19 protein-coding genes and 3 pseudogenes are annotated in these 20152 nt (G+C 41.0%); 8 read left to right on the top strand and 14 right to left on the bottom strand.

The window, feature by feature from the left end:
* Positions 1 to 844 precede the first annotated feature (844 nt).
* Both RT422_RS10150 and RT422_RS10145 read left to right on the top strand, forming a co-directional pair.
* Positions 845 to 2899 (top strand): ankyrin repeat domain-containing protein, encoded by a 2055-nt coding sequence (locus RT422_RS10150; protein WP_284035148.1) that lies wholly within the window; start codon positions 845 to 847, stop codon positions 2897 to 2899.
* Between the two features lie 42 nt (positions 2900 to 2941).
* Complete coding sequence (locus tag RT422_RS10145) at positions 2942 to 3133, top strand: ankyrin repeat domain-containing protein (protein ID WP_336619887.1); 192 nt, start codon at positions 2942 to 2944, stop codon at positions 3131 to 3133.
* Positions 3134 to 3263: 130 nt separating this feature from the next.
* On the opposite strand, the gene RT422_RS10140 is transcribed toward RT422_RS10145, so the two are convergent.
* Both RT422_RS10140 and RT422_RS10135 read right to left on the bottom strand, forming a co-directional pair.
* On the bottom strand, positions 3264 to 4421 hold the full coding sequence (locus RT422_RS10140) for a TerD family protein (protein WP_284035146.1): 1158 nt from the start codon (positions 4419 to 4421) through the stop codon (positions 3264 to 3266).
* 213 nt (positions 4422 to 4634) lie between these two features.
* Positions 4635 to 4784, bottom strand: a pseudogene (locus RT422_RS10135) (transposase); the annotation flags it as partial.
* Between the two features lie 192 nt (positions 4785 to 4976).
* On the opposite strand from RT422_RS10135, the gene RT422_RS10130 reads away from it, so the two are divergent.
* The 5 genes and pseudogenes from RT422_RS10130 to RT422_RS10110 form a co-directional block, all read left to right on the top strand.
* Positions 4977 to 5621 (top strand): TetR/AcrR family transcriptional regulator, encoded by a 645-nt coding sequence (locus RT422_RS10130; RefSeq protein WP_284035145.1) that lies wholly within the window; start codon positions 4977 to 4979, stop codon positions 5619 to 5621.
* Between the two features lie 164 nt (positions 5622 to 5785).
* Positions 5786 to 6778 carry an HlyD family efflux transporter periplasmic adaptor subunit gene (locus tag RT422_RS10125; RefSeq protein WP_284035144.1) on the top strand — a complete coding sequence of 331 codons (993 nt, stop codon included), beginning with the start codon at positions 5786 to 5788 and terminating at the stop codon, positions 6776 to 6778.
* Positions 6779 to 6798: 20 nt separating this feature from the next.
* A complete protein-coding gene (locus RT422_RS10120; RefSeq protein ID WP_284035143.1) occupies positions 6799 to 7851 on the top strand; it encodes an ABC transporter ATP-binding protein in 1053 nt (350 codons plus the stop codon).
* Positions 7851 to 9032, top strand: coding sequence for an ABC transporter permease (locus tag RT422_RS10115; protein WP_284035142.1), 1182 nt, complete (start codon positions 7851 to 7853; stop codon positions 9030 to 9032). Before RT422_RS10120 ends, RT422_RS10115 begins: the two co-directional genes overlap by 1 nt.
* A 136-nt stretch (positions 9033 to 9168) precedes the next feature.
* A pseudogene (locus RT422_RS10110) lies at positions 9169 to 9357 on the top strand (IS3 family transposase); the annotation flags it as partial.
* On the opposite strand, the pseudogene RT422_RS10105 reads toward RT422_RS10110, so the two are convergent.
* From RT422_RS10105 to moaA, 9 genes and pseudogenes are all read right to left on the bottom strand, one after another.
* Positions 9353 to 9647: pseudogene (locus tag RT422_RS10105) on the bottom strand (transposase); the annotation flags it as partial. The pseudogenes RT422_RS10110 and RT422_RS10105 overlap by 5 nt on opposite strands.
* 156 nt (positions 9648 to 9803) lie before the next feature.
* Positions 9804 to 10565, bottom strand: a complete 762-nt coding sequence (locus tag RT422_RS10100) for a sulfite exporter TauE/SafE family protein (protein WP_313422114.1) — start codon at positions 10563 to 10565, stop codon at positions 9804 to 9806.
* Positions 10566 to 10583: 18 nt separating this feature from the next.
* Positions 10584 to 11075 carry a molybdenum cofactor biosynthesis protein MoaE gene (locus RT422_RS10095; RefSeq protein WP_100271303.1) on the bottom strand — a complete coding sequence of 164 codons (492 nt, stop codon included), beginning with the start codon at positions 11073 to 11075 and terminating at the stop codon, positions 10584 to 10586.
* A 120-nt stretch (positions 11076 to 11195) separates the two neighbouring features.
* A complete protein-coding gene (moaD, locus tag RT422_RS10090; protein ID WP_284035141.1) occupies positions 11196 to 11477 on the bottom strand; it encodes a molybdopterin converting factor subunit 1 in 282 nt (93 codons plus the stop codon).
* A complete protein-coding gene (gene moaC, locus RT422_RS10085) occupies positions 11464 to 11946 on the bottom strand; it encodes a cyclic pyranopterin monophosphate synthase MoaC (protein ID WP_313422113.1) in 483 nt (160 codons plus the stop codon). The genes moaD and moaC overlap by 14 nt, the downstream gene beginning before the upstream one ends.
* Before the next feature lie 3 nt (positions 11947 to 11949).
* Positions 11950 to 12615 carry a molybdenum cofactor guanylyltransferase gene (locus RT422_RS10080; RefSeq protein ID WP_227522709.1) on the bottom strand — a complete coding sequence of 222 codons (666 nt, stop codon included), beginning with the start codon at positions 12613 to 12615 and terminating at the stop codon, positions 11950 to 11952.
* A complete protein-coding gene (gene moaB, locus RT422_RS10075; protein ID WP_128681807.1) occupies positions 12593 to 13123 on the bottom strand; it encodes a molybdenum cofactor biosynthesis protein B in 531 nt (176 codons plus the stop codon). Before moaB ends, RT422_RS10080 begins: the two co-directional genes overlap by 23 nt.
* Before the next feature lie 67 nt (positions 13124 to 13190).
* Positions 13191 to 13904 (bottom strand): MOSC domain-containing protein, encoded by a 714-nt coding sequence (locus RT422_RS10070; RefSeq protein ID WP_060995907.1) that lies wholly within the window; start codon positions 13902 to 13904, stop codon positions 13191 to 13193.
* 164 nt (positions 13905 to 14068) lie between these two features.
* On the bottom strand, positions 14069 to 15094 hold the full coding sequence (gene moaA / locus RT422_RS10065) for a GTP 3',8-cyclase MoaA (RefSeq protein ID WP_227522811.1): 1026 nt from the start codon (positions 15092 to 15094) through the stop codon (positions 14069 to 14071).
* A 207-nt stretch (positions 15095 to 15301) separates the two neighbouring features.
* Here moaA and RT422_RS10060 point away from each other — a divergent pair, with 207 nt between their 5' ends.
* The gene (locus RT422_RS10060; RefSeq protein ID WP_203172801.1) at positions 15302 to 15769 is read left to right on the top strand and encodes a hypothetical protein; all 468 of its coding nucleotides are present in this window, start codon (positions 15302 to 15304) and stop codon (positions 15767 to 15769) included.
* Between the two features lie 18 nt (positions 15770 to 15787).
* On the opposite strand, the gene glp is transcribed toward RT422_RS10060, so the two are convergent.
* The 3 genes from glp to ubiM form a co-directional block, all read right to left on the bottom strand.
* Complete coding sequence (gene glp, locus RT422_RS10055) at positions 15788 to 17077, bottom strand: gephyrin-like molybdotransferase Glp (protein ID WP_313422112.1); 1290 nt, start codon at positions 17075 to 17077, stop codon at positions 15788 to 15790.
* 150 nt (positions 17078 to 17227) lie between these two features.
* Entirely contained in the window at positions 17228 to 18124 is an 897-nt protein-coding gene (locus RT422_RS10050; RefSeq protein WP_313422126.1) for a peptidylprolyl isomerase, read from the bottom strand.
* Between the two features lie 427 nt (positions 18125 to 18551).
* Positions 18552 to 19805, bottom strand: a complete 1254-nt coding sequence (gene ubiM, locus RT422_RS10045; RefSeq protein WP_313422111.1) for a 5-demethoxyubiquinol-8 5-hydroxylase UbiM — start codon at positions 19803 to 19805, stop codon at positions 18552 to 18554.
* Between the last annotated feature and the right edge of the window lie 347 nt (positions 19806 to 20152).

Genomic DNA, 20152 nt, shown 5'->3' with positions numbered 1-20152 from the left:
ACTTTAGCATGTTGGACTTCTTTTTTTTATCCTTTCTTATGTCGAATTCAGGTTATTAATACGTGGGATAAACAGAAAAAAGAAAAAACGAATCAACCTAAATTCAGAGGGTTTGGGAGGTAGTTTGATAGGATAGTATTTGAAACGCTGTGTCATTTCAAAGGATTGTTAACTAAAATGTGTCACCCTTTGAGTTTGAAAAGCGGTATTATAGTCAATCCTAAATTATAGTAAGCACCGTTTGCCCTGAGCTTGTCTAAGGGTAACGGTCGTTATGGTTCGACAGGCCTACCACGAACGACCCTGTTCGATATAATTCAGTTTTCACTATATGATAATTTAATCCTGTCAGGTATTGCTGCCTGACTCAAGTAAATCAGACTTCGACATAGTCGGGGCGGTTCAATAAAAATTAAAATCCATTCTCTCAGAAGAGAAAATAACTACATTTCTATATTCTTTGATTCATAGCAATTTCGCTATGAACACGAAGGATTCTTCTCATGCACATCCAATATAATCGCCCACCGTCATCTCATCCCGGTCCTGGTGGTAACTGGCCAAGTACAACAGGTCGCCCATCAGGTAGTGGTCGCGGTAATGCCAAGTAATTATTAAGGGGAGCAATCCCCTTAATCTGATTACCGATGAAAAAGTACAGTAATGACAAAGAACTGAACAAATTTATTCGGCAACTTATTAAGGATGGTATTGCATCTTTTAGACCTGGCAAAAAACATGATTTTTTGGTTGTAAATCAAATACAAAAGATTACGATACCAGACACACCTAGTGACCGAAAAGCCTATTTAAACTTTAAGACAGATATACGCAGAGCTTTACAATGCCAAAGAATACCTTTCCAACAACTATAGAAATTGTTCGTGATTTATTTAGTCACATGGATACCAAGAACCAACTCTCAGAGATACCCTCAAAAAAACCAGAGATGAACTCAAAGTACTTAGATGCCTCAGCAAACGATCTTTTCACTTCACACTATGATGTAGACTTATTTTTAAATCAATTGTGCCCAAAAGAGTTTTCAGAACGTACAGATTTACAGTTCACAACATTGCTTAAACGCAATGTGTTAGACCGCTATAATTCAATGCTATTACATGCTCGCTTAACAGCAATTATGGATGTTGATGCGATACGTAGGGCTGTATGGTCAAATTACTTAGTACCTGCTTTATGCGAGCTTATACAATTTTGTATATCCCAAATGGGTTTTATCCAGCATTGGAAAGGTAAGAATTTTATTCAAGAAAGCTTAGCTTATCTTAAAGATACTGACCAAAGCTTTGCTGAATATTTAAAAAGTGATTATTTAACCCTCGAAGATAAAAATTATATTAGTAAGTTTGGACGTAAAGATGCCTTGCCTACGCCGTCGACCTTAAAACGCCTATCTTTGACCAATACTGAAGCATCGCAGACACATTATGAGCTGTTGTGTTTCACACGCTTACTACAAAGCTTAAAAATTAAATATGGGTTCTCACTACAACAAGGAGACTTTATTCAGTTTTTGGCTCACTCTCACAACAGATTGGTACATAAGACTTCAATCAAACCTAATGAAGTTTTTCAATTAACTTATAGAGCTACTGCTATTGCAAGCATTTCAACTCATTATGCCTTTCTTGCCGAATTACCCTTATCGTATCAACCTTTAACACCTGTATTTTTTGAAAACAACCATATTAATCGAGTTCTACAAGATGATTTACCTAACCATCTACGCCCGAGAGCTCAAGGCATTGATAACCCTTATGCTTTAAATCTACATATGTTAGATCAAATAGATGGTTACCTCAAAAAGCATAAAGAAGTACAACATTTAGCACCTTACATTCATTGGGCTAAAGCAGTTAATTTGGTATATCAATATCAATTTAAGGAAGCACTTAATGAATATGAACTGTGCTTAGATGGTTTGTTATATCGTGATATACGTTATTTAGAACTACTATTAAATGAGATGCTTTGCATTGCATCACTCGTGGAGAGCCAAAATAAACTCATTAGAAAGATTTCAAATTTAGCGATCCTATTTGACCTTAAAGTTGGAATCTTTGATCCAATCGAGCGCCCTGACCGCTTTAAAACTGACTTTGTTTTTGAAGAATGGGAAAAAGAGGCAACCTTGGTTGGATTCTTTAAATATTTCACTGCCGATACTTTTAGCGACAAAGGTACGGAAATTAAAAAATTAATTCCAAAGATCAGTAGCCTTGCAGTTGCTATGGATATTAGCCCTGACTTTAAAAAAGTGAATGCAAACATTTATATTGATATTGAACAAAGACGTAAATGGCGTCAACTTCACTACTTTGTAGCTATTGGAGATTTTTCTACGGCTATAAAGCTCATTGAAGCTGGTGCCCACATAAATGCTTTAACTTCAAATAACGACAGTATTGTGCTATTGGCATTAAACCACATTACAGCTAAATCCGATGAAACATACGCATTCATCCAATATGTATTCAAATGTGGTTTTGATAAAGAGCTTTTAAATAAGCGTACAGCGAAAAAGCAAACTTGCCCCTTAAACCTCGCTGTTGAGGAAAATCTACCAAAACTCGTAAAACTCTTATTGGAAAATGGGGCTAATCCTAATATTACAGGTCTTTATGGTATTTCTATGCTTTACCAAAATTTAGGTGGGATCGGCCTATTGAATGGTCATAAAGTTGAGCAAGCAAATGATAAATATCTTGCAGATTCGATTAGACGTCATTCTAACGGTGGTAGCGATATTGAAATTTATAAGCAACTCCAGAGCCTACCAAGCCATGACCCTAGAAAGGTATTGTTTGAGGAGGTGAAGCGAATCTCTCTTGGAGACAAGAAGGTTTGCGATGCCTACGAGATTTTTGAGTTACTTTGACAATATGGTGCCGATCCAAATCAAAATACAGCTCAGTATCCAATAAAAGGCTATACACCCTTCATGCTAGCTGTTGAAAAAGATAATGCTTATGCTGTCGATCTGATGCTCAAGCATGGGGCTCAATTGGAACAAAGCTATGTAAAAGCAGAGGAAGGACGTCGTGTGTTTTTGCCTGAAATAGCTGAGTACTTTAAAGCCAATCAAGCAAAAAGGCTAATTTCGCAACACTAAAAATATAGACAATTGTATAGGATGGCGTTCAAAAAACTGTGTCAAGTTGAATTAAAGTACAGTGATTTAGTTTCTATCTGGCACCGTTTATACAGGGGATTAAATTTTGCATTTAACTTAATAACTTGAATTACTTACATCCCCTTACCCATGAAAAGCCCCAATCGAAGGCATTATCCATCGATTGATGGGAGTTAAAGTAACGGTTGATTCTTTCGACCTTTATTGCACCGTTCTCATTAGTTAATCGAGCAATGGCACACATCCCAAGTTGATTATTGCCTTCGGTTAATTGAGTTTCAATAGATTGTTGTCCTTCAATTTGTATGGTGACGATTGCATCCGTTTCTTGCCAATGCGGGATACCACTATAAATAAAGGCATAAATCAATACTTCTTCAACTTTATCCCAATGCTTCCCATTGATATCAATCCACTCACCATCCTTGGTTTGACCACTTCGGTCATCGTTGCGTAAAACCAAATAAGGGTAATCATTAAAAGCGCCAAATTGACCGCCTACTGCTTGAATACAGTCCCTACCGCCATCTTTTAAGGCAATAAACGCACCCAAATCTAGATCAATACCTAGGTTAGAAACTTTTTTCAATCTATCGCGATTCCAATTCAAATTAATTGAAATTTTGCCAAAGCCATCTTTCTTCTTTAAATTGATAGAGCTATTTGACTTAGTTAAAATCACTTTTTTTAAATTGACAGGATTGTCAGTTGCACTTTGGCTAATTAGATTATCAGGTTGATTATTACTAGCGACTTCGCCACCGAAATACTCAATCAAAGCTGCTAATCCGCCGTTAAATCCTTGACCTACCGCACTCATACGCCAAATATGATCTTTTTTATATAACTCGAGTGCTAGTAAAGCTTTTTCTTGATTAAACATACTGCCATCAAGCTGAAAGCTTGTTACAGTTTGCTGTTGATTTTGTAGGTTGATGACCGTGGTGGGCAGTTGTGACATGGTTTGAGTGCCATCAACCGTTAGGGTCAAGACCAGTCGTTCAATTTGTGGGTTTAAACTGCCTAAATTAGTGCCGAAACTGACTTTTTGGCTATCATTTTGCTTAAGCTCAAGACTGCCACAAGGACTTTTTGGTTGGTTATAAAAAATCATGTAGTCTTCATTGCTAAGTTTACTTTGGCTATCCAAACCAAACAGTGCAACGTCAAGGGATAAAGTAGCGGGTATTGTTATTTCTAAGTTGAAGGTTAATTGGTTACCTAATACATCTGATAATTTAAGTCTTTGTCCGCGAACGATTTGCATAATTTTTATCTCTATTTATTGTTATATTTAATTTCATTCTATCAGTCAGCTAAATTTTGCTCAATGGTTTGTCAGTGAACAGTAATTCAAACAGTCAATTTCAATATGGAAATAACAGATAACGAGATTTTCATTCATTGATGAATTTAACAAGATTTTAATGATGGCTTTACAATATTCATGTCGGGGGTGTAGTGACCTCTGTTGTCAAATACGGAATAAACTTTTTTGCCATTTCGCTAAGGTTTGCATGGGTATGCCAAGTTCTTTTGCAGTTAGGCTGACATTATCATCATTTTCTTTAACTTTGGTGATGGCTTCGGCTTTGAAACTTTCGCTGTATTCTACTCTTTTCTTAGTCATGGTAAACTCCTGTTTAGGTTGTTAGTTTACCAAATATTTTCTTCCGTTTTTTTCGGCATACATCACTAAATTGGATATCATTAAAACCTCGTTTCAAGCAATAATAAACTTGCAAAATAAATTACTGACTGGTAAGTTATTTAATGATATAATACTGATAAATACATTAGTAAAAGTCAAGATGATAATTAAATGATAAAACAGCGAGCTACCACAGAGTTTGAAAAAGCCCAACGTCGTGAAAAGTTACTCGATGCTGCCATCGAAATATTTTTTCAAAAAGGCTTCCATGCGACCCGTTTAGAAGATATTGCTAAACAAGCGGGGCTGTCGAAAGGCACGTTATATCTATATTTTGAGAATAAAGAATCCATATTTTTAGCATTAATCGAACGCCTGGCTTTAAGCAGTGTTCACAAACTTACTCAACATTTACAAGATTTCGATGAGTCTGAGCAGTCCATTGAAAAAATCTTGAGTGGTTTGTTTGATGAAATTATCTACATATTAGTTGATACTCAGTTGCCTAAATTAATTAAAATTATGATAGGGGATAGCCAAAATTTTCCTGTCATTGTGCAACATTATAAGCAAAATATCATCGATGTCGCTTTGTCCCAACTGGCGTTATTTTTGGAAAAAGCCCATCAAAAAAAGTTGCTGAATGTGCCTGAGCCTATAATTACTGCTCAAATTATCATATCACCGTTTATTTTAAGCGTATTAATGCAAGTATTATTTTTTGGTGAAGATAAACAAGCGGATAGGGCAAGAATTCAAGCATTATTGCAGATCCACCAAAAGATGTTAATAAATTATCTGACAGTAGCTAAATAAAGTTGATGCTGGTGACAAATACCTAGCAAGCAACATGAAAAAGAGTAAAGCTTTTATTTACTCATTTATTTTAAAACCAATTAGCTTTAATGACTTGTGCCTTTCAGTACTTTTAAAATTAAATGATGGTAAGAATGATAATAAGTAAGGAGCTTGGTCTCTCAATGCAAAAATTTCTCTCTACCGCTGCACTGACGATAATGGCTTTCTCTTTGATAGGCTGTGAGCAAATTAGTCATGTTTTTGATACCAAAAAAATTTCAGCGACACATAGCACTGTTGGCTATATCGAAGGCGATTATCGCTATCTAGTTGCTCCTCGCAGTGGGTGGTTAAAGTCTGTTACCGTCAATCTTGGTGATACCCTCCATCGTGGACAATTGGCATTTAACTATCGCAGTGATGCTGAACAATTTGCCGTCAATCAAGCCGATGCTCAACTACAATCTCAAATTGCCCAAAGCCAAAATCTGACCACTGGTGCTAGACCTGAGGAAATCGCCAGTTTGCAAGCTCAGTTTAAAGCCGCTCAAGCTCAATTATTGCTTGCTAAACAAACGCTCGAGCGATATCAAATGCTGCAACGCTCAGATGCAGTAGCACAAGTCCAAGTCGATGAAATGGTAACCCAAGTTAGAACAGCACAAGCGGCGGTTGATAGCATACAAGCACAAATCCGTGCAGCCAACCTACCTGCTAGACAGCAGACCCAAAATGCTTCAATTGCCACCAGTAAAGCGGCTAAAGCGGCGTTAGAAAAAGCTCAATATGATTTAAGCCAACTGAATGTGGACAGCGAATTGGCTGGCGAAGTTATCCAAGTATATTATCATACAGGTGAATACGTGACTCAGGGTCAACCAATTGTCCAACTTCTGCCCAAGTCCAGTCGCAAAATTATCTTTTATATACCCCAAGATAAATTATCAACGCTAAAAGTTGGACAGGTAGTGAAGATACAGTCCATTGCAAGTCAACAAACCCTGTCAAACGCTACCATTAACTATATAAGTCCACAAGCAAGTTACACACCGCCTGTTATCTACAGCAATGAAAACGCTGACAAACTCACCTTTCGAGTGGAAGGGGTACTTAATTCCACAGGAGATACGCCCAATTTGCAAGTTGGTCAGCCTGTACAAGTCATCCTCGAATAAAAATGAAGGATATAAATCTTATGGCACCCTCTACCTATTCAGCTTCTAATAGCAAGATAGAGCCTTTATCAATGATTAACCAAGCCCAAGGGTTAGCGATTGATGTCAAAAATTTATGCAAGAAGTTTGGTGACAAAGTCGCTGTAGACAATGTATCAATTGCACAGCCTATAGGGTCAGTATGGGGATTTTTAGGACCTAATGGTTCGGGTAAAACCACGACAATTCGTATGCTATGTGGATTATTAGAACCGACATCCGGAGAGGGGAGTTGTCTGGGCTTTGATGTGGTCAAACAATCTCGTGAAATCAAAAACTTGACAGGCTATATGACCCAGAAATTTAGCTTTTGGGAAGATTTGACCATTAAAGAGAATTTAGATTTTGTTGCAAGGTTGTATGAATTACCAAATCGCAAACAAATCGTAGAAAAAACCTTAGCTGAGTTAGGGTTAGAAAAACGCCAAAATCAACTGGCGGGTAGTTTATCAGGCGGCTGGAAACAAAGATTGTCACTAGCAGCGGTGACCATGCATGAGCCTAAATTACTGCTGCTTGATGAACCAACTGCGGGCGTTGACCCGCAAGCTCGACGAGACTTCTGGCAACAAATCCACCGTTTAAGCGAGCAAGGACTGACAGTATTGGTCTCGACCCATTATATGGATGAGGCAGAACGCTGCGACCATATTGTGTATTTGGCATATGGCAAGCTAATTACTCAAGGTACGGTCAATGAGATTATTCAACAATCGGGTCTGATTTCATTTGAAACCACGAACAATTACACACCCGAAATGCAGTCAACCCAGCCTGAAAGTCCTACAGAAAATAATATTCGAAGTTTACTGTCAGAAATTGAAGCACTGCCTAGTATCGAAGAAGCCAGTTTTTATGCTGATAAAATCAAAGTCAGTGGGCATAATAGCCAAGCCATGCAACAAGACTTTGTCGCATTAAATCAAATTTTGCAATCAAGAGGGCAATCTGTCATTCATTGGCAAACAGTGACCCCAACACTTGAAGATGCGTTTATTGCGTTAGAAAAGCAAACGGGTGGGGATAGTCGCTAATGGCTCATTATACCCATAGGTCGCACAGATTGTCATTTAGTCGTATTCAAGCCATTTTAATCAAAGAATTGATTCAAATGAAGCGGGATAGGCTTACCTTTGCTATGCTGTTAATGATACCTATCATGCAACTCATACTATTCGGATTCGTCATTAACAACCATCCCAAGCATTTACCAACCGCTATTTATTTACAGGAAAATACTGAAATCACCCGTAGTATTATTAGCAATATGGCTCAGTCGGATTACTTTGATGTCGTCGCTGATGTAAATACTTTAAATGCTTATCGAGGCACTGCCCCATTACAAGACACTAGCAGCTTATTACAATCAGGAAAAGTGAACTTTGTTTTAACCATTCCATTAGGATTTAGCAAGGCTTGGGTGAGAGGCGAAAAACCGAGCTTATTATTAGAAGCCGATGCGACTGATCCTGCAGCAGCAGCAATGGCAGTGGCTCAAATTAGTCCGATTGTAGAGCGAACATTAGCAGATATTCAAACAGGTTCGTTAAACTACTTAAAATCCAAACCTAGTTCTATCAATGTGGTGGTGCATAATAAATATAACCCAGAAGGCATCAGTCAATTTAACATTGTGCCAGGATTGCTGGGAGTGATTTTGACGATGACGATGGTCATGATTACTAGCATCGCCATGACTCGTGAGGCGGAGCGAGGCACGATGGAAAATTTACTGGCAATGCCCAGTAAACCACTGGAAGTAATGATTGGTAAAATCACACCCTATGTGCTGATGGGTCTAGTGCAAACTATCATTATTTTACTCGCAAGTGATATGTTATTTCATGTGCCATTTGTTGGTTCTGGCTCTTCATTTGCACTGGGCGTAGGGTTGTTTATATTAACGAATTTAGCGATAGGTTTTACTTTTAGTACAATTGCAAAATCACAAATGCAAGCAATGCAGCTCACTTTCTTTTTCTTTTTACCTTCGATGCTATTGTCTGGTTTTATGTTTCCGTTTCAAGGTATGCCTAGATGGGCTCAATATATAGGGGAGATCCTACCTTTGACCCACTTTCTACGCATTGTTCGGGGTATTATGCTAAAAGGTACCACCTTAAATTTATTAGCGAATGAGTTTTTTGCATTGGTTGCGATACTCATAATTGTTGGTACAGTTGCAATGTTAAGATATCGTCAAACGTTGGATTGATATTTCACATGGGGCTTACCATGAACGACCCTATGATTCACTAAATGATATGACACCTGCTGAGTTTAAACAGGTGGCTTAATGTTTCTAATTTGATGTTGTTTTAAGTTTGGGGTATTTACACTATGCTCGAGTATCAATAGCCAAGTACGCCTTTATGCAAGAGAATCGATTGAAATACTGCATACAACGTATGGCGACCGTATTTGAAGTCAGCCTATCAGGCTACTATGACTGGCTAAAGCGAGGCATGAGCAAGCGAAAACAGCACCACAATCGCTGTGAGCTAATGGTCAAATCCGCTCATATGGATACACAGCAAAACCGGCTGCCTTTCGAATGATTTCGTTGGCTTGTTTAAGCTCCTTAATCTCTCTTTCAAGCTCTGCAATGCGAGTGGCTTGGCTTTGAGTAGTGACGATAACAGGATTTTGCTGGTCTAGGTGCTTTTTATGCCATGAGCGTAGAGTTTCGGGCGTGCAGCCCTTGCGCAGCATGCTGCTCAGGCGCTATGGCTTGGATGGACGCCCACAGTGAGGGATAATCTTTTTGTGATTCAATCAGTAATTCGACGGCTCGTGTCTTAACTTCTGCCCTGTATTGTTTGCTTTTCATAAGGGTATTGTCTCAGAGTTTTAGGTCTCCGACAATCCAAGTATAGTTCAGTCTTTAAGTGACATATGTATCCTCGCTAAAGAGCGAACCGAATCGTCTTATCATAAGACATATAAACCAAATACGTCAGTGATAAAGTGTGTTAATTTGTGCTTTTTACCAAAAGTAATTCGCCATGTATTCAAAAATACCAAACATCTTTACTCCTGCAATGAGCAACACTACCGCCAGTAATTTATTGAGCATTGGGTCGGCAAGGCGTTTACTGCCATAAGTCGCTCCGACAAAGCCACCCACCAATGCCACCGCCAACCAAATCGGTAATTCGCATGGGAGCTTACCGCCTGTCATCAGCAATCCCAACAGCCCAGACATCGAATTAACCAAAATAAATGCCGAGGCAATTCCTGCCACTACTTTTGGGCTTGCCCAGTTGCTAAACAACAAAATCGGACTCAAAAACACACCACCGCCCACACCTGTCAAACCTGACAACAAACCGAGTATCGAACCGACCACAGCCAACAGCCACTGTGACACAGGTTTTATCGAATGGTCAGCGGTTAAAACTTTGGCAGATTTGAACGAATAAAGGGCAGAGAATACCAATACTGCCCCCACAATCGGCTTGTAAAAGTAGCTTGGCAAATGGGTCATACCGCCAATAAATGCCATTGGTACAGCAGTCACCGCTAGTGGTAAAAAAATCTGCCACGAAAAATTTTTGCCACTATAAAACCGCCAAAACGCAATTGCAGACACGAGGATATTTAAGCACAATGCCGTCGGTTTCATCATCGCAGGCTCGACGCCGACAATTCCCATGACCGCCAAATAGCTAGATGCACCGCCATGCCCAACGGATGAATATAACAAAGCGGATAAAAAGAATAAAACACTTAAAATAGCGGTGGGCATCTTTTTTATTTATCCTTTCTAACCATTATTACTCAACCACAAACTTTCTTCACTGTCGGCATAAAATTCCTGTTTCCACACAGGGATATCCGCTTTGATGGCATCGAGTAACCAACGGCACGCATCAAACGCAGGGTAGCGGTGGTGAGCCGTCACGCCAATCCATACCGCCATGTCACCGATTGCCAAGTCACCAATCCGATGAATCGCCACCGCATTGATGATGTCAAACTGCTGTTTGGCTTGTGTGATAAGTTTTTCACCTTGGTTAATTGCCAGTTTTTCGTAGCCGTAATAGGTCAGCTTGGTGACTGGGCGAGCGTTATTATGGTTGCGTACCCAACCCTCAAAGGTGGCTAATGCACCGCTTTGATCATTGAGTAGGGCGAGTTTTAGTCGTCTATCGTTAATGGGTTTATCGAGTAGGGCAAAGCCTTGTTGGATAGCGATGTCGTAGGCTTCATTTTCGCTAATACTGATAATGGATGAACCTTTATGTAATGAACTCATGGTGTTCTCTAGGTTATTTTTAGGTGGAATAAATAGACAATGTCAATTTTTAATCTATTAGACACCCTCTAACTCCCCCTTATCAGGGGAGGGTTGGGGTAGGGTTTGTCCAAATTAAACCTACCCCCCTGCCACAGGCGGAATAAAAGCGACAATATCGCCCTGTTGAATGGGGGTATCCCAATCGGTAATTTCATGGTTTATCGCCACGGCAATTTTGTGTTGAGCAAGGCGAAAGTTGTAACGCTCGGTTAATTGCTGATACAAGGCGACCAAGCTATCACCGTCAAAACTTAGTCGTTCTTCGTCCTTACCTGCTTGTTCGGCAAGACTAGCAAAGTATAAAACCTCAATTTGCTTATTGGTTGGCGTATCATTAGTTTGCACATTATTGGTTGGCATAGTCTGACTTCCCCCCAGTTTTGGTTAATAGTTTGATATCGCTGATAATAATGTCGTGCGAAATGGCTTTTGTCATGTCGTAGATAGTAAGGCAGGCGACTGACACAGCGGTTAAAGCCTCCATTTCTACGCCTGTTTTGTGAGTGACTTTGGCGGTGGCGGTCACGGTGATGGCGTGGTCGCTGTCGCCATAGTCAAAGCTCATTTTTACGCTATCAAGTGGCAGTGGGTGGCATAAGGGAATCAGGTCTGAGGTGCTTTTTGCTCCCATGACACCTGCGATGTAGGCGGTTTGGGTGATTGAGCCTTTTTTTGTCATGCCGTCTGCGTTTTTGATGGCGGTGTAGATGTCGGCAGGGAATATGACTTGCCCTGTGGCGGTGGCGGTACGTGTGGTGGCGGTTTTGGCGGATACATCGACCATTGCGATATCGCCGTTTGCATCTAAATGGGTTAAATGATTTGTCATTTTTTAATTCTCTAATTTTTGTAAAGCCAATTCAAACTTATCTTTCGTGTTAAAATTCGCCAAGTTTACCCAAGGATCTGGCAACTCAACCATTTTTACCGTTTTATCCACCAAAAACTTCATCACCGACCGATTGCCCTTATCTAAATAGTCATAAAGCTCAAGCAATAAATCAGTGCGATATAGCCCTAATAGTGGGTAATCTTTTTCACCCTTTAGATAAATAACATCTTCATGTTTATTAGTTGCTCTATCAAACAACTGATGATAAAGCTGATTTGCACCAATCAAACAATCACAGCTAATCACCATTAAATAATCTTCAGGATAAACCACTTGCAACATTGCATTGGCAATCGCAGATAATGCCCCTGCTCCTTTACCGTTGTCATCGCTTGGCAATTCGTCAGCAATCACAATTACTTTGCCTTTTTCCAAATAGCTTGGGTGATAAAAATTTTTGCCATTATCCGCTATCATCACTGGCACTTTTAAATTTGTTTCATGCCTTAATTGCGTACTTAAAGATTTAGCATGATCGATATGCCACTCTAGCAAGGTTTCACCGTTTGGCAATGTTAACAGGGCTTTTGGCGAACCCATTCGAGTAGATTCGCCCCCTGCCAAAATCACAATTCCTGCCAAATCAATCATGTGTTGGGTTGACACGCATTAGATGCGGTACAAAGTTACACGGACGAGTGCGGTTGTCGAGTTGCTCTTTTAAAATCCCTTCCCAACCAGTGCGACACGCACCAGTTGACCCTGGCAAACAGAAAATCGCTGTATTATTCGCCATACCTGCCACCGCACGAGATTGGAGCGTGGACATACCGATTTCGTCTTTTGACAAGGCACGGAACATTTCGCCAAAGCCCTGTACTTCTTTATCAAACAAAGGCGACACCGCCTCTGGCATACTGTCACGGACATAAAACCCTGTACCGCCTGTGGTGATGACTGCATGGACATTGGGGTCGGCTATCCATTTGCTGACCATGGCACGGATTTGGTAAATACAGTCTGTCGTTAAGGCACGTTCGGCAAGGGTGTGACCTGCCTCGACTAGGCTATCGGCTAGGTATTTACCAGAGGTATCTTCGTCTAGCGTGCGTGTGTCGGATACGGTGAGTACAGCGATATTTAGCGGGATAAAAGGTTTGGCAGGTTTCGTCATTTTGAGTTCCTTGTTGTTAGCTGTAGGGGTGTAAGGCTTACGCCCTGTCTTTTTTTTGGATTTGGTGTTAGCCGCTCGACAAGCGTTTTTTGGCAAGTACTTTTTTCCAACTATCTTCTAAACAATCAATCGCAAGCCATTTATCGACTGTTTCGCTATCAAGATTGCCTTTTTGGTTAGCCAGCTGCCACAGCGTAGCAAGGTCGGCAAAGGGATAGGGGCGTTCTACCAAATACACAGACAAACCTTGTATCAGCTCACCGTCTTGCACCACTTTAAAATACCACCCAGCCCCACCGATATCCGTCAAAAATGAGGCAACGCCATACTGCTGAACTTGGTCGTCAATCTTGTAACAAGGTCGGCGTGGTTGCACGATTTTTAGCTTGACGCTGTTGTTATCATCATCGCCATAGCGTCCTATTTCTCCAAATAAATAGACGTCACCAATACAAACATTAGCCTCAGACATTGGCTCACCGTCTGTCGTCACGGTCAAGTTTTCGCCCAATGCGCCAATGCTGACGTTTAGGTCAAATTGGGCGTTGATTTTGGCATAAGTGACGGTGGACATTTGATGTAGGGCTTTTAGGTGTCCGCCATGATGTTTGCGGTCGGCTTGCTCGTCTGTCAGCAATCCCATGTAATTGACCGCTACAGGTTCTTTAATGGGATATTTGTTAATCGCACTCAATTTTTCACGAGTAAATAAGTCGGCTTTGCCTGCTCGTACTTCGGTGAGTGTGCCGATAAACTGTGGTAACTGGATTGAATTGGGCATTTAGGTTCTCATTTTATCAAAGGGGCTAAATTTCGCTTAAATGCCATTCTCGCATATTTTCAACATAGTACAAATCGTCAATTCACCCATGTTTTTTTAAAGAATTTCGGTGGGTAAACGGTGCGTAAAACGCACCCTACGAATCTACAAACCTTTAAAACCTTTTAACCACCAATCATAGAAAGATTATTCATCAACCCACTATTTTGTTCATGTAAATGGTGATGTTCTGGCTTAATCGGCATTAGATTTTGCACCGCTCTTTTTAGCCCAGTCACATCGCCACTCGCCAAAAACTCACGCACATCATAGCTTGCCTTATCAAACAAACACAAATGCACCTTGCCTTGACTGCTCACTCGCAAGCGATTGCACGAATCACAAAAATGCGTGGCATACGGCTCGATAATGCCGATTTTGCCGACATAATCGTCATGGCGATACTCGGTCGCAGGTCCTGCATCACTGGCTCGCACCTGTGCCACCCAGCCACGCTCCAGTAGATAATCACGGATTCGGCTGACATTGGTATGCTCAGCAAAAAACAGCTTGCCATTGTCCGAAGTCTGCATAAACTCAATAAAGCGGTAGGTCACAGGGCGAGTTTTGGCATAGTCTAGGGCGGATAATAAATTGTCAAAAGCGGTATCGGCTTTGAGTATGCCATTGATTTTTAGGCGAATATCGGTGCTGTCGAGTAGTGTATCAATATCACCTAATAAAGTCGGCAACATATCAAAGCCTGTGATTTGTTTAAACAGCATGGGGTCAAAGCTATCAATGCTAAGATTAAGCTGGTTTAGCCCTGCGGTGTGCCAAGCGGATAGGTGTTTGCCGAGTTTATAGCCGTTAGAACTCACCGCCACCGTGGCAATGCCGTGACTTTTGGTCAAAGCGATGATATCGGTAAGGTCAGAGCGAATGGACGGCTCACCGCCTGTTAAGCGGATTTTGCTTGTACCCAATTCGGCGAAGCCTTGTACTAAGGTATTGATTTCATTCAGGGAAAGTTCATTATCGGGGCGTTTGCCACCGTTGGCGGTATAGCCGTTTGGCAAACAATAGTCACAGCGGAAGTTACAAAAATCGGTGACTGACAGGCGTAAGTAATTGAGTTGTCTATGAAAACCGTCCACCAGCGTTGATTTGGGGGCATAACGATGAGCGGTAGGGCTTGAGCCTACAGGCATTGGGTGGGTGGTGATGGTTTTCATGGTGAGCTTTAGGCGTTGCCTCGGTAATGGCTGAAATTTTACTGTAACAAGTTTTTAGTAAGAATACCATTCACCATTAGTAACGCAAACTACTACTTTAGCGGTACAGATAAAGACGGTATTAAGATTTAAAGGAATTTTGTATAATCTAATCATTAATTATCAAGCCAAAAACCAACAACTATGAAAAAATTACATCCTTTGATTAAGTCAGAAATGCTTAATACTTTTCAATCAGTAAAAGAGCTTATGCTTGGTAAAAATTACGACAATATGTTACAACAGAGTTCACAAGGTTTTTTATTTACCTATGATGACTGGAGTGATGTAGTCAGAATGGAAAAACTCCAATATATTGATAATGCACAATATGCCATTATAGAAACTTTGTTTTCGGATTTTGTAAATTATTTAGAAAATTCTGATGACTTTGACCAAAAAGAAATTAATAAATTTAAATTCGTTGATGAGATATTTCATGAGCATTTAAGAGAGTTAAGTTTTTTCAAATTTAGAAATCCTGAAATTATCTCTATAGATGAAGCTATTAATGAATTTAAGGATATCAATTTTTTCCCACCTACTATTGTTTTGAAAGATGGAAAATTTATTGATATCCAAAATCATTTCACCAATGTAGTGTATTTTTAACAGTTTTAAAAATTAAAATTATTGAAAGTTCCAACTAAAAGGCTCAATCGTCACCCATTCACCTGCCGTCACCCCTGCATTGTCTTGCGGTAATACCAACAAACAATTCGCTTGGCTTAACTGCTTGATACGGTGCGAATCTTGAGCGGATAAGGGCGTGACGCTTAAATTCCCCTCATCGTCTTGGGCAACAATCGCTCGTTGATAATCCTGTCTGCCAACCGCTTTTTTGATGTTATGGGTGGTTTTGGCTTGTAACCGTAATGGCTTTGGCAGATCCATTTTATTGACCGCTGACAGTCGCCATAACGCAGGTTTGACAAACTGCAAACAACCGACCACCGTCGATAACGGATTTCCGGGTAAACCAAAATACAAAACGGTTTTTTCGGCTTTTTTAAACTCTCCAAACACAAACGGCTTTCCGGGTTTCATCGCCACTTTATAATGGTTAATTTGCCCCAAATCATCAATCACCGTGGTTAAAAAGTCATAATCGCCCACCGATACCCCTGCAGTTGAGATAATCAGATCACATTCGCTAATTGCTTGCTGTACCGTGTTTCGAGTCGCCTCAAGCGTGTCGGCAACAATGCCATAATCTTTGATAATAATGGGTAATTCATTGAGCAAGGATTTCAGCGTTGGGGTATTGGAATTGTAAATCTTTGCCAAATGGGTGAGTGGCTCGCCGATTTGTACCAACTCATCCCCCGTGGCGATGATACCCACGGTCAAAGGGGCAAATACCGACACTTGAGCCACGCCTAGATTTGCCAATAGGCTGATATCAGTGGGATTCAGGCGTTTGCCAATGGTTAGGACGGTTTCGCCTGTTTGCACTTCTTCGCCTTGATAGCGGATATTTGAGCTGACTGTGGCGGTTTTAGTTAGCGTAATGGCATAGCGCTGGGTTTTATCAATGCTATCTTTAATATCGTTAAAATTGGTATTCTCCTGCATCACCACGGTGTCGCAATCGCTCGGCACGACCGCCCCTGTAAAAATCCGCACGCCTTGCCCTGCTTGCAATGCACCGTCAAATGCCTTGCCTGCGACCGATTCACCCACGATAGTCAGAGCGGTGTGTTCGGCAAGCTCGCTACCCTTGGCAAAGGCATAACCGTCCATTGCGGATAGGTTTTGGCGTGGAATGTCAAAACTGGCGGTGATGTCTTGTGCCAAAATATGATTTTTGGCTTGCAATAGTGGTAGCGTTTGGGTCGCTCGCTGATTGAGCGGATGTTCGGCTAAATATTGTTGGCAACGTTCGGTAATGGCGGATTTTAAATCTTGGACGGATATCATACTTCATCTCTAATACATTCAAATAAGTAGGGCGGGTTAGCAAAGCGTTACCCACCAATTTAATCATAAAATCAATCATTTAGTCTGGTGGGTTACGCCAAAAAATACGACTAACCCACCCTACAAGCTGTGGGTTTTTTAAAACTTTTGTCACCCACGATACACATTTTCTTCATTCATTTGCAAATTCATGCCTTGAATATCAGCATTATGGCTAAGTTTGAACAAAAAGTCCGTCAAACCATGATGAAACGATTGTTGGGTCAATTCATTGGCAATCATCGGCATGGCTTGCGCAAAACTCAAGGCTTGACCGTCTTCACGGCTTAACACCTCAACAATATGCACGCCATAGCGAGTTTCGATGGGATTGACCGACACGCCGACAGGCAAACCAAACACCGCTTGCTCGAACTCTGGAACGGTTTCACCTTTGACGATTTCGCCCAAATCACCGCCGTTGTCTTTTGAGGGACACAATGAGTATTGTTGGGCGAATTGGATAAAGTCAGCGTCCCGATTTTGGCTGTTTTGCAGGGTTTCAATTAGGTTTGTCGCCTGTTTTTTTAGCTCGATACGTTCTTCTCCTGCATCGGGTGGCGAAGCCAATAAAATATGGCGTACCGTCAACAGCGGTGGAGTGACGTAGCGTTGTGGGTTGCTATCGAATAACTGGCGACAGCTACCTTCATTAGGTATGGTGGGTTGGACGTTTTTATCAATCAAGTCGCTGATGGCGGTTTCTTCATCGGCTTGCCAAGCGGATTCGCCCAATGTGGGGTCGGCATACACGGCTTGCTTGAGGAGTTCTCGGATGACCAGGGCTTGGGCGGATAAAAATAACGCCTCGTCTTGGCTGTTGGCTGGGTGATATTGCACTTCTTGGGCGATGGCGGTGGGGTCGATGACCACGCCATTGACGCTGATATTGGGGATTTGTTGGCGACTACTGGCGATTAGATTATCGGGGCGTTTCGCCTCAGCTAGTGCCTCTTCGATGAGTTCTTTTTCGCTGTGGGGGCGTTTGAGGTCATCTGAGGTTGGCATGATACGAATGCCATCATCAAATTCATCATGATGGTCATGGTTATGAGTATGTTCATGATGGTGATGTTCGTGTGTTTGTTTGTCACCACCTGCACATCCACAAGTACCACCGCCACAGCATGTTGATTTGGGTGATTGGGTGTCTAAATTGGTTTGGTTTTGGGGGTTAAAGGTAGCAACGCTCATGGAGATTTTCCTTAGAATCGTATGAAATTGTAATTTTATAAAGTTTCCCCATTATGACAATTATCAATGATTTAAAAAATACTCCATTGTGATTATGCCATGCTACTAGGGCATGTCCCTATTCAGATGATGTGGCTAAATAGACAACCACGAAAGAGCTGAGCTGCTTTTTTGGTTGTCTATAAGGCGATAGATAAGGCTGTTGGAACAATGCTTTGACAGCATATTTGTCTTAACGGTATTAGCCTGTCAACTGTTTAGTAATCAAAGATTTTAACGGTGGTAAATTATTGCTAACCCGCAATACCAATGAACGAATTGCCTTGGCTGGTTTGTTTTCTGTGGTGAATAATGTCACCATTGCATTCGTACCGTGATACATTGGGCGAGTCAATAACATATGTTGGCGTTGATATTTTGCTAATAGCTCGGGTGAGGCGATATCAGATTGGTTGGCTACAGCTTGTTTGATAAGTTTAGATAATACTTCAACACTATGCAGACCCAAATTGAATCCATGAGCTGTGACAGGATGCATACCCACTGCGGCATCACCGATAACTGCACTGCGATTGGCATAAAAACGATTGGCATGCACCCCCACTAATGGATAGCGATGTTGACTACTGATTAATCGCATTTCGCCAAGGCTACCGTCAATGTAACCCTCAATTTCTTTGGCGAAGGCAGTGGGTGATAAGCCCAATAAATACTCAGCTTGTTCATTTTTTACCGTAATCACGCAGTTGGTCATCTGCTCAGTCATCGGTAATAATGCCACTGTTACCCCATAGTAGAATGATTCAACGGCTCTGTGCTGATTAGACTGGGTGTGTGACATACGACACACAATCATACTTCGTCCAAAATCATGGCTATCTGCTGTGATACCTAATTGGCGACGAGTTTGTGAGAAGCGACTATCTGCTACGATAAGCATATTGGCAGTGATTGTCTGCAAGTTATCTAATGTTACCGTAACGAAGCGTGACGCTGTCTGCACATTTTTGACACCGCTGTCACACTGTAAAGTGATATTGTCACAGACTTTGGTCGCTTCATAGCAAGCTTTGCGAATCAAGTGATTAGATACCAAATAGCCTAACCCTTCAATGGCAAGTCCTCTGACACTTTTTGGTTTGCCAAAGTATAGATGATAAGTTGAGTTACCATCATACACACTGGCATCTTTTAAAATATGTTTTTCGTCATTAGGAATTTTTTGCCAAATATCCAGTTGTTGCATGAGATCTTTGGAGGCGTGGGTTAAAGCGATTTCACGTCCATCATAAGGTGGATTAGCAAGGCTGTCTTCAGAAGCTTTTTCGACAATTGCAATTTGTAAACCTGTCTGTGCGATGGCTTTGGCAAAACTTAAGCCTGCAGGTCCTGCTCCAACGATAATGATGTCAAAATGAGGTGGCATTGGGTTAGATAGATTGATGTTAGCTTGATTTGATAAACTATCATGCGTGGTCTGTGTTTGTTGTTTCATAATTCAATTTCCTCTATAGTTAACGCATAGTGGCAGAATTATAACAATGGTACATTTCCATTTGTGATGAGCTTAACGAAATGGGGTAGAGCACGTTCGATAGGCTCAGGGCAAGCGGTTTTTGTATCAATTATTAACTGCTTTGGCTATAAAAAATACGTGAGTATTATTAAAAGACGACCATTAGGCTATGTCCATTAGGCTATGTCAGAGTGGCTCAATCTTTCAGCCTCAAAAAGATTCTTCAGAAGTCTAATGCGTTGATGATATTTGCTAAAAAAAACCACGAATAGACGGCTGGAGTGTTCTATCCGTGGAAACTGGGAAAACAACAAATCAGTTTTTTA

It is taken from the genome of Moraxella sp. CTOTU49803 (assembly GCF_032097965.1).
Classification (GTDB): Bacteria; Pseudomonadota; Gammaproteobacteria; order Pseudomonadales; family Moraxellaceae; genus Faucicola; species Faucicola tetraodonis.
Note: the sequence above shows the minus strand (reverse complement) of the source record. Positions and strands in the feature narration are given on the sequence as shown.

Bases quoted from the DNA above. Each gene is read 5' to 3' on its own strand.
- RT422_RS10150 (WP_284035148.1), top strand. From the start codon at position 845: ATGCCAAAGAATACCTTTCCAACAACTATAGAAATTGTTCGTGATTTA.
- RT422_RS10140 (WP_284035146.1), bottom strand. From the start codon at position 4,421: ATGCAAATCGTTCGCGGACAAAGACTTAAATTATCAGATGTATTAGGT.
- RT422_RS10130 (WP_284035145.1), top strand. From the start codon at position 4,977: ATGATAAAACAGCGAGCTACCACAGAGTTTGAAAAAGCCCAACGTCGT.
- RT422_RS10125 (WP_284035144.1), top strand. From the start codon at position 5,786: ATGCAAAAATTTCTCTCTACCGCTGCACTGACGATAATGGCTTTCTCT.
- RT422_RS10120 (WP_284035143.1), top strand. From the start codon at position 6,799: ATGGCACCCTCTACCTATTCAGCTTCTAATAGCAAGATAGAGCCTTTA.
- RT422_RS10115 (WP_284035142.1), top strand. From the start codon at position 7,851: ATGGCTCATTATACCCATAGGTCGCACAGATTGTCATTTAGTCGTATT.
- RT422_RS10100 (WP_313422114.1), bottom strand. From the start codon at position 10,565: ATGCCCACCGCTATTTTAAGTGTTTTATTCTTTTTATCCGCTTTGTTA.
- RT422_RS10095 (WP_100271303.1), bottom strand. From the start codon at position 11,075: ATGAGTTCATTACATAAAGGTTCATCCATTATCAGTATTAGCGAAAAT.
- moaD (WP_284035141.1), bottom strand. From the start codon at position 11,477: ATGCCAACCAATAATGTGCAAACTAATGATACGCCAACCAATAAGCAA.
- moaC (WP_313422113.1), bottom strand. From the start codon at position 11,946: ATGACAAATCATTTAACCCATTTAGATGCAAACGGCGATATCGCAATG.
- moaB (WP_128681807.1), bottom strand. From the start codon at position 13,123: ATGACGAAACCTGCCAAACCTTTTATCCCGCTAAATATCGCTGTACTC.
- RT422_RS10070 (WP_060995907.1), bottom strand. From the start codon at position 13,904: ATGCCCAATTCAATCCAGTTACCACAGTTTATCGGCACACTCACCGAA.
- moaA (WP_227522811.1), bottom strand. From the start codon at position 15,094: ATGCCTGTAGGCTCAAGCCCTACCGCTCATCGTTATGCCCCCAAATCA.
- RT422_RS10060 (WP_203172801.1), top strand. From the start codon at position 15,302: ATGAAAAAATTACATCCTTTGATTAAGTCAGAAATGCTTAATACTTTT.
- glp (WP_313422112.1), bottom strand. From the start codon at position 17,077: ATGATATCCGTCCAAGATTTAAAATCCGCCATTACCGAACGTTGCCAA.
- RT422_RS10050 (WP_313422126.1), bottom strand. From the start codon at position 18,124: ATGCCAACCTCAGATGACCTCAAACGCCCCCACAGCGAAAAAGAACTC.
- ubiM (WP_313422111.1), bottom strand. From the start codon at position 19,805: ATGAAACAACAAACACAGACCACGCATGATAGTTTATCAAATCAAGCT.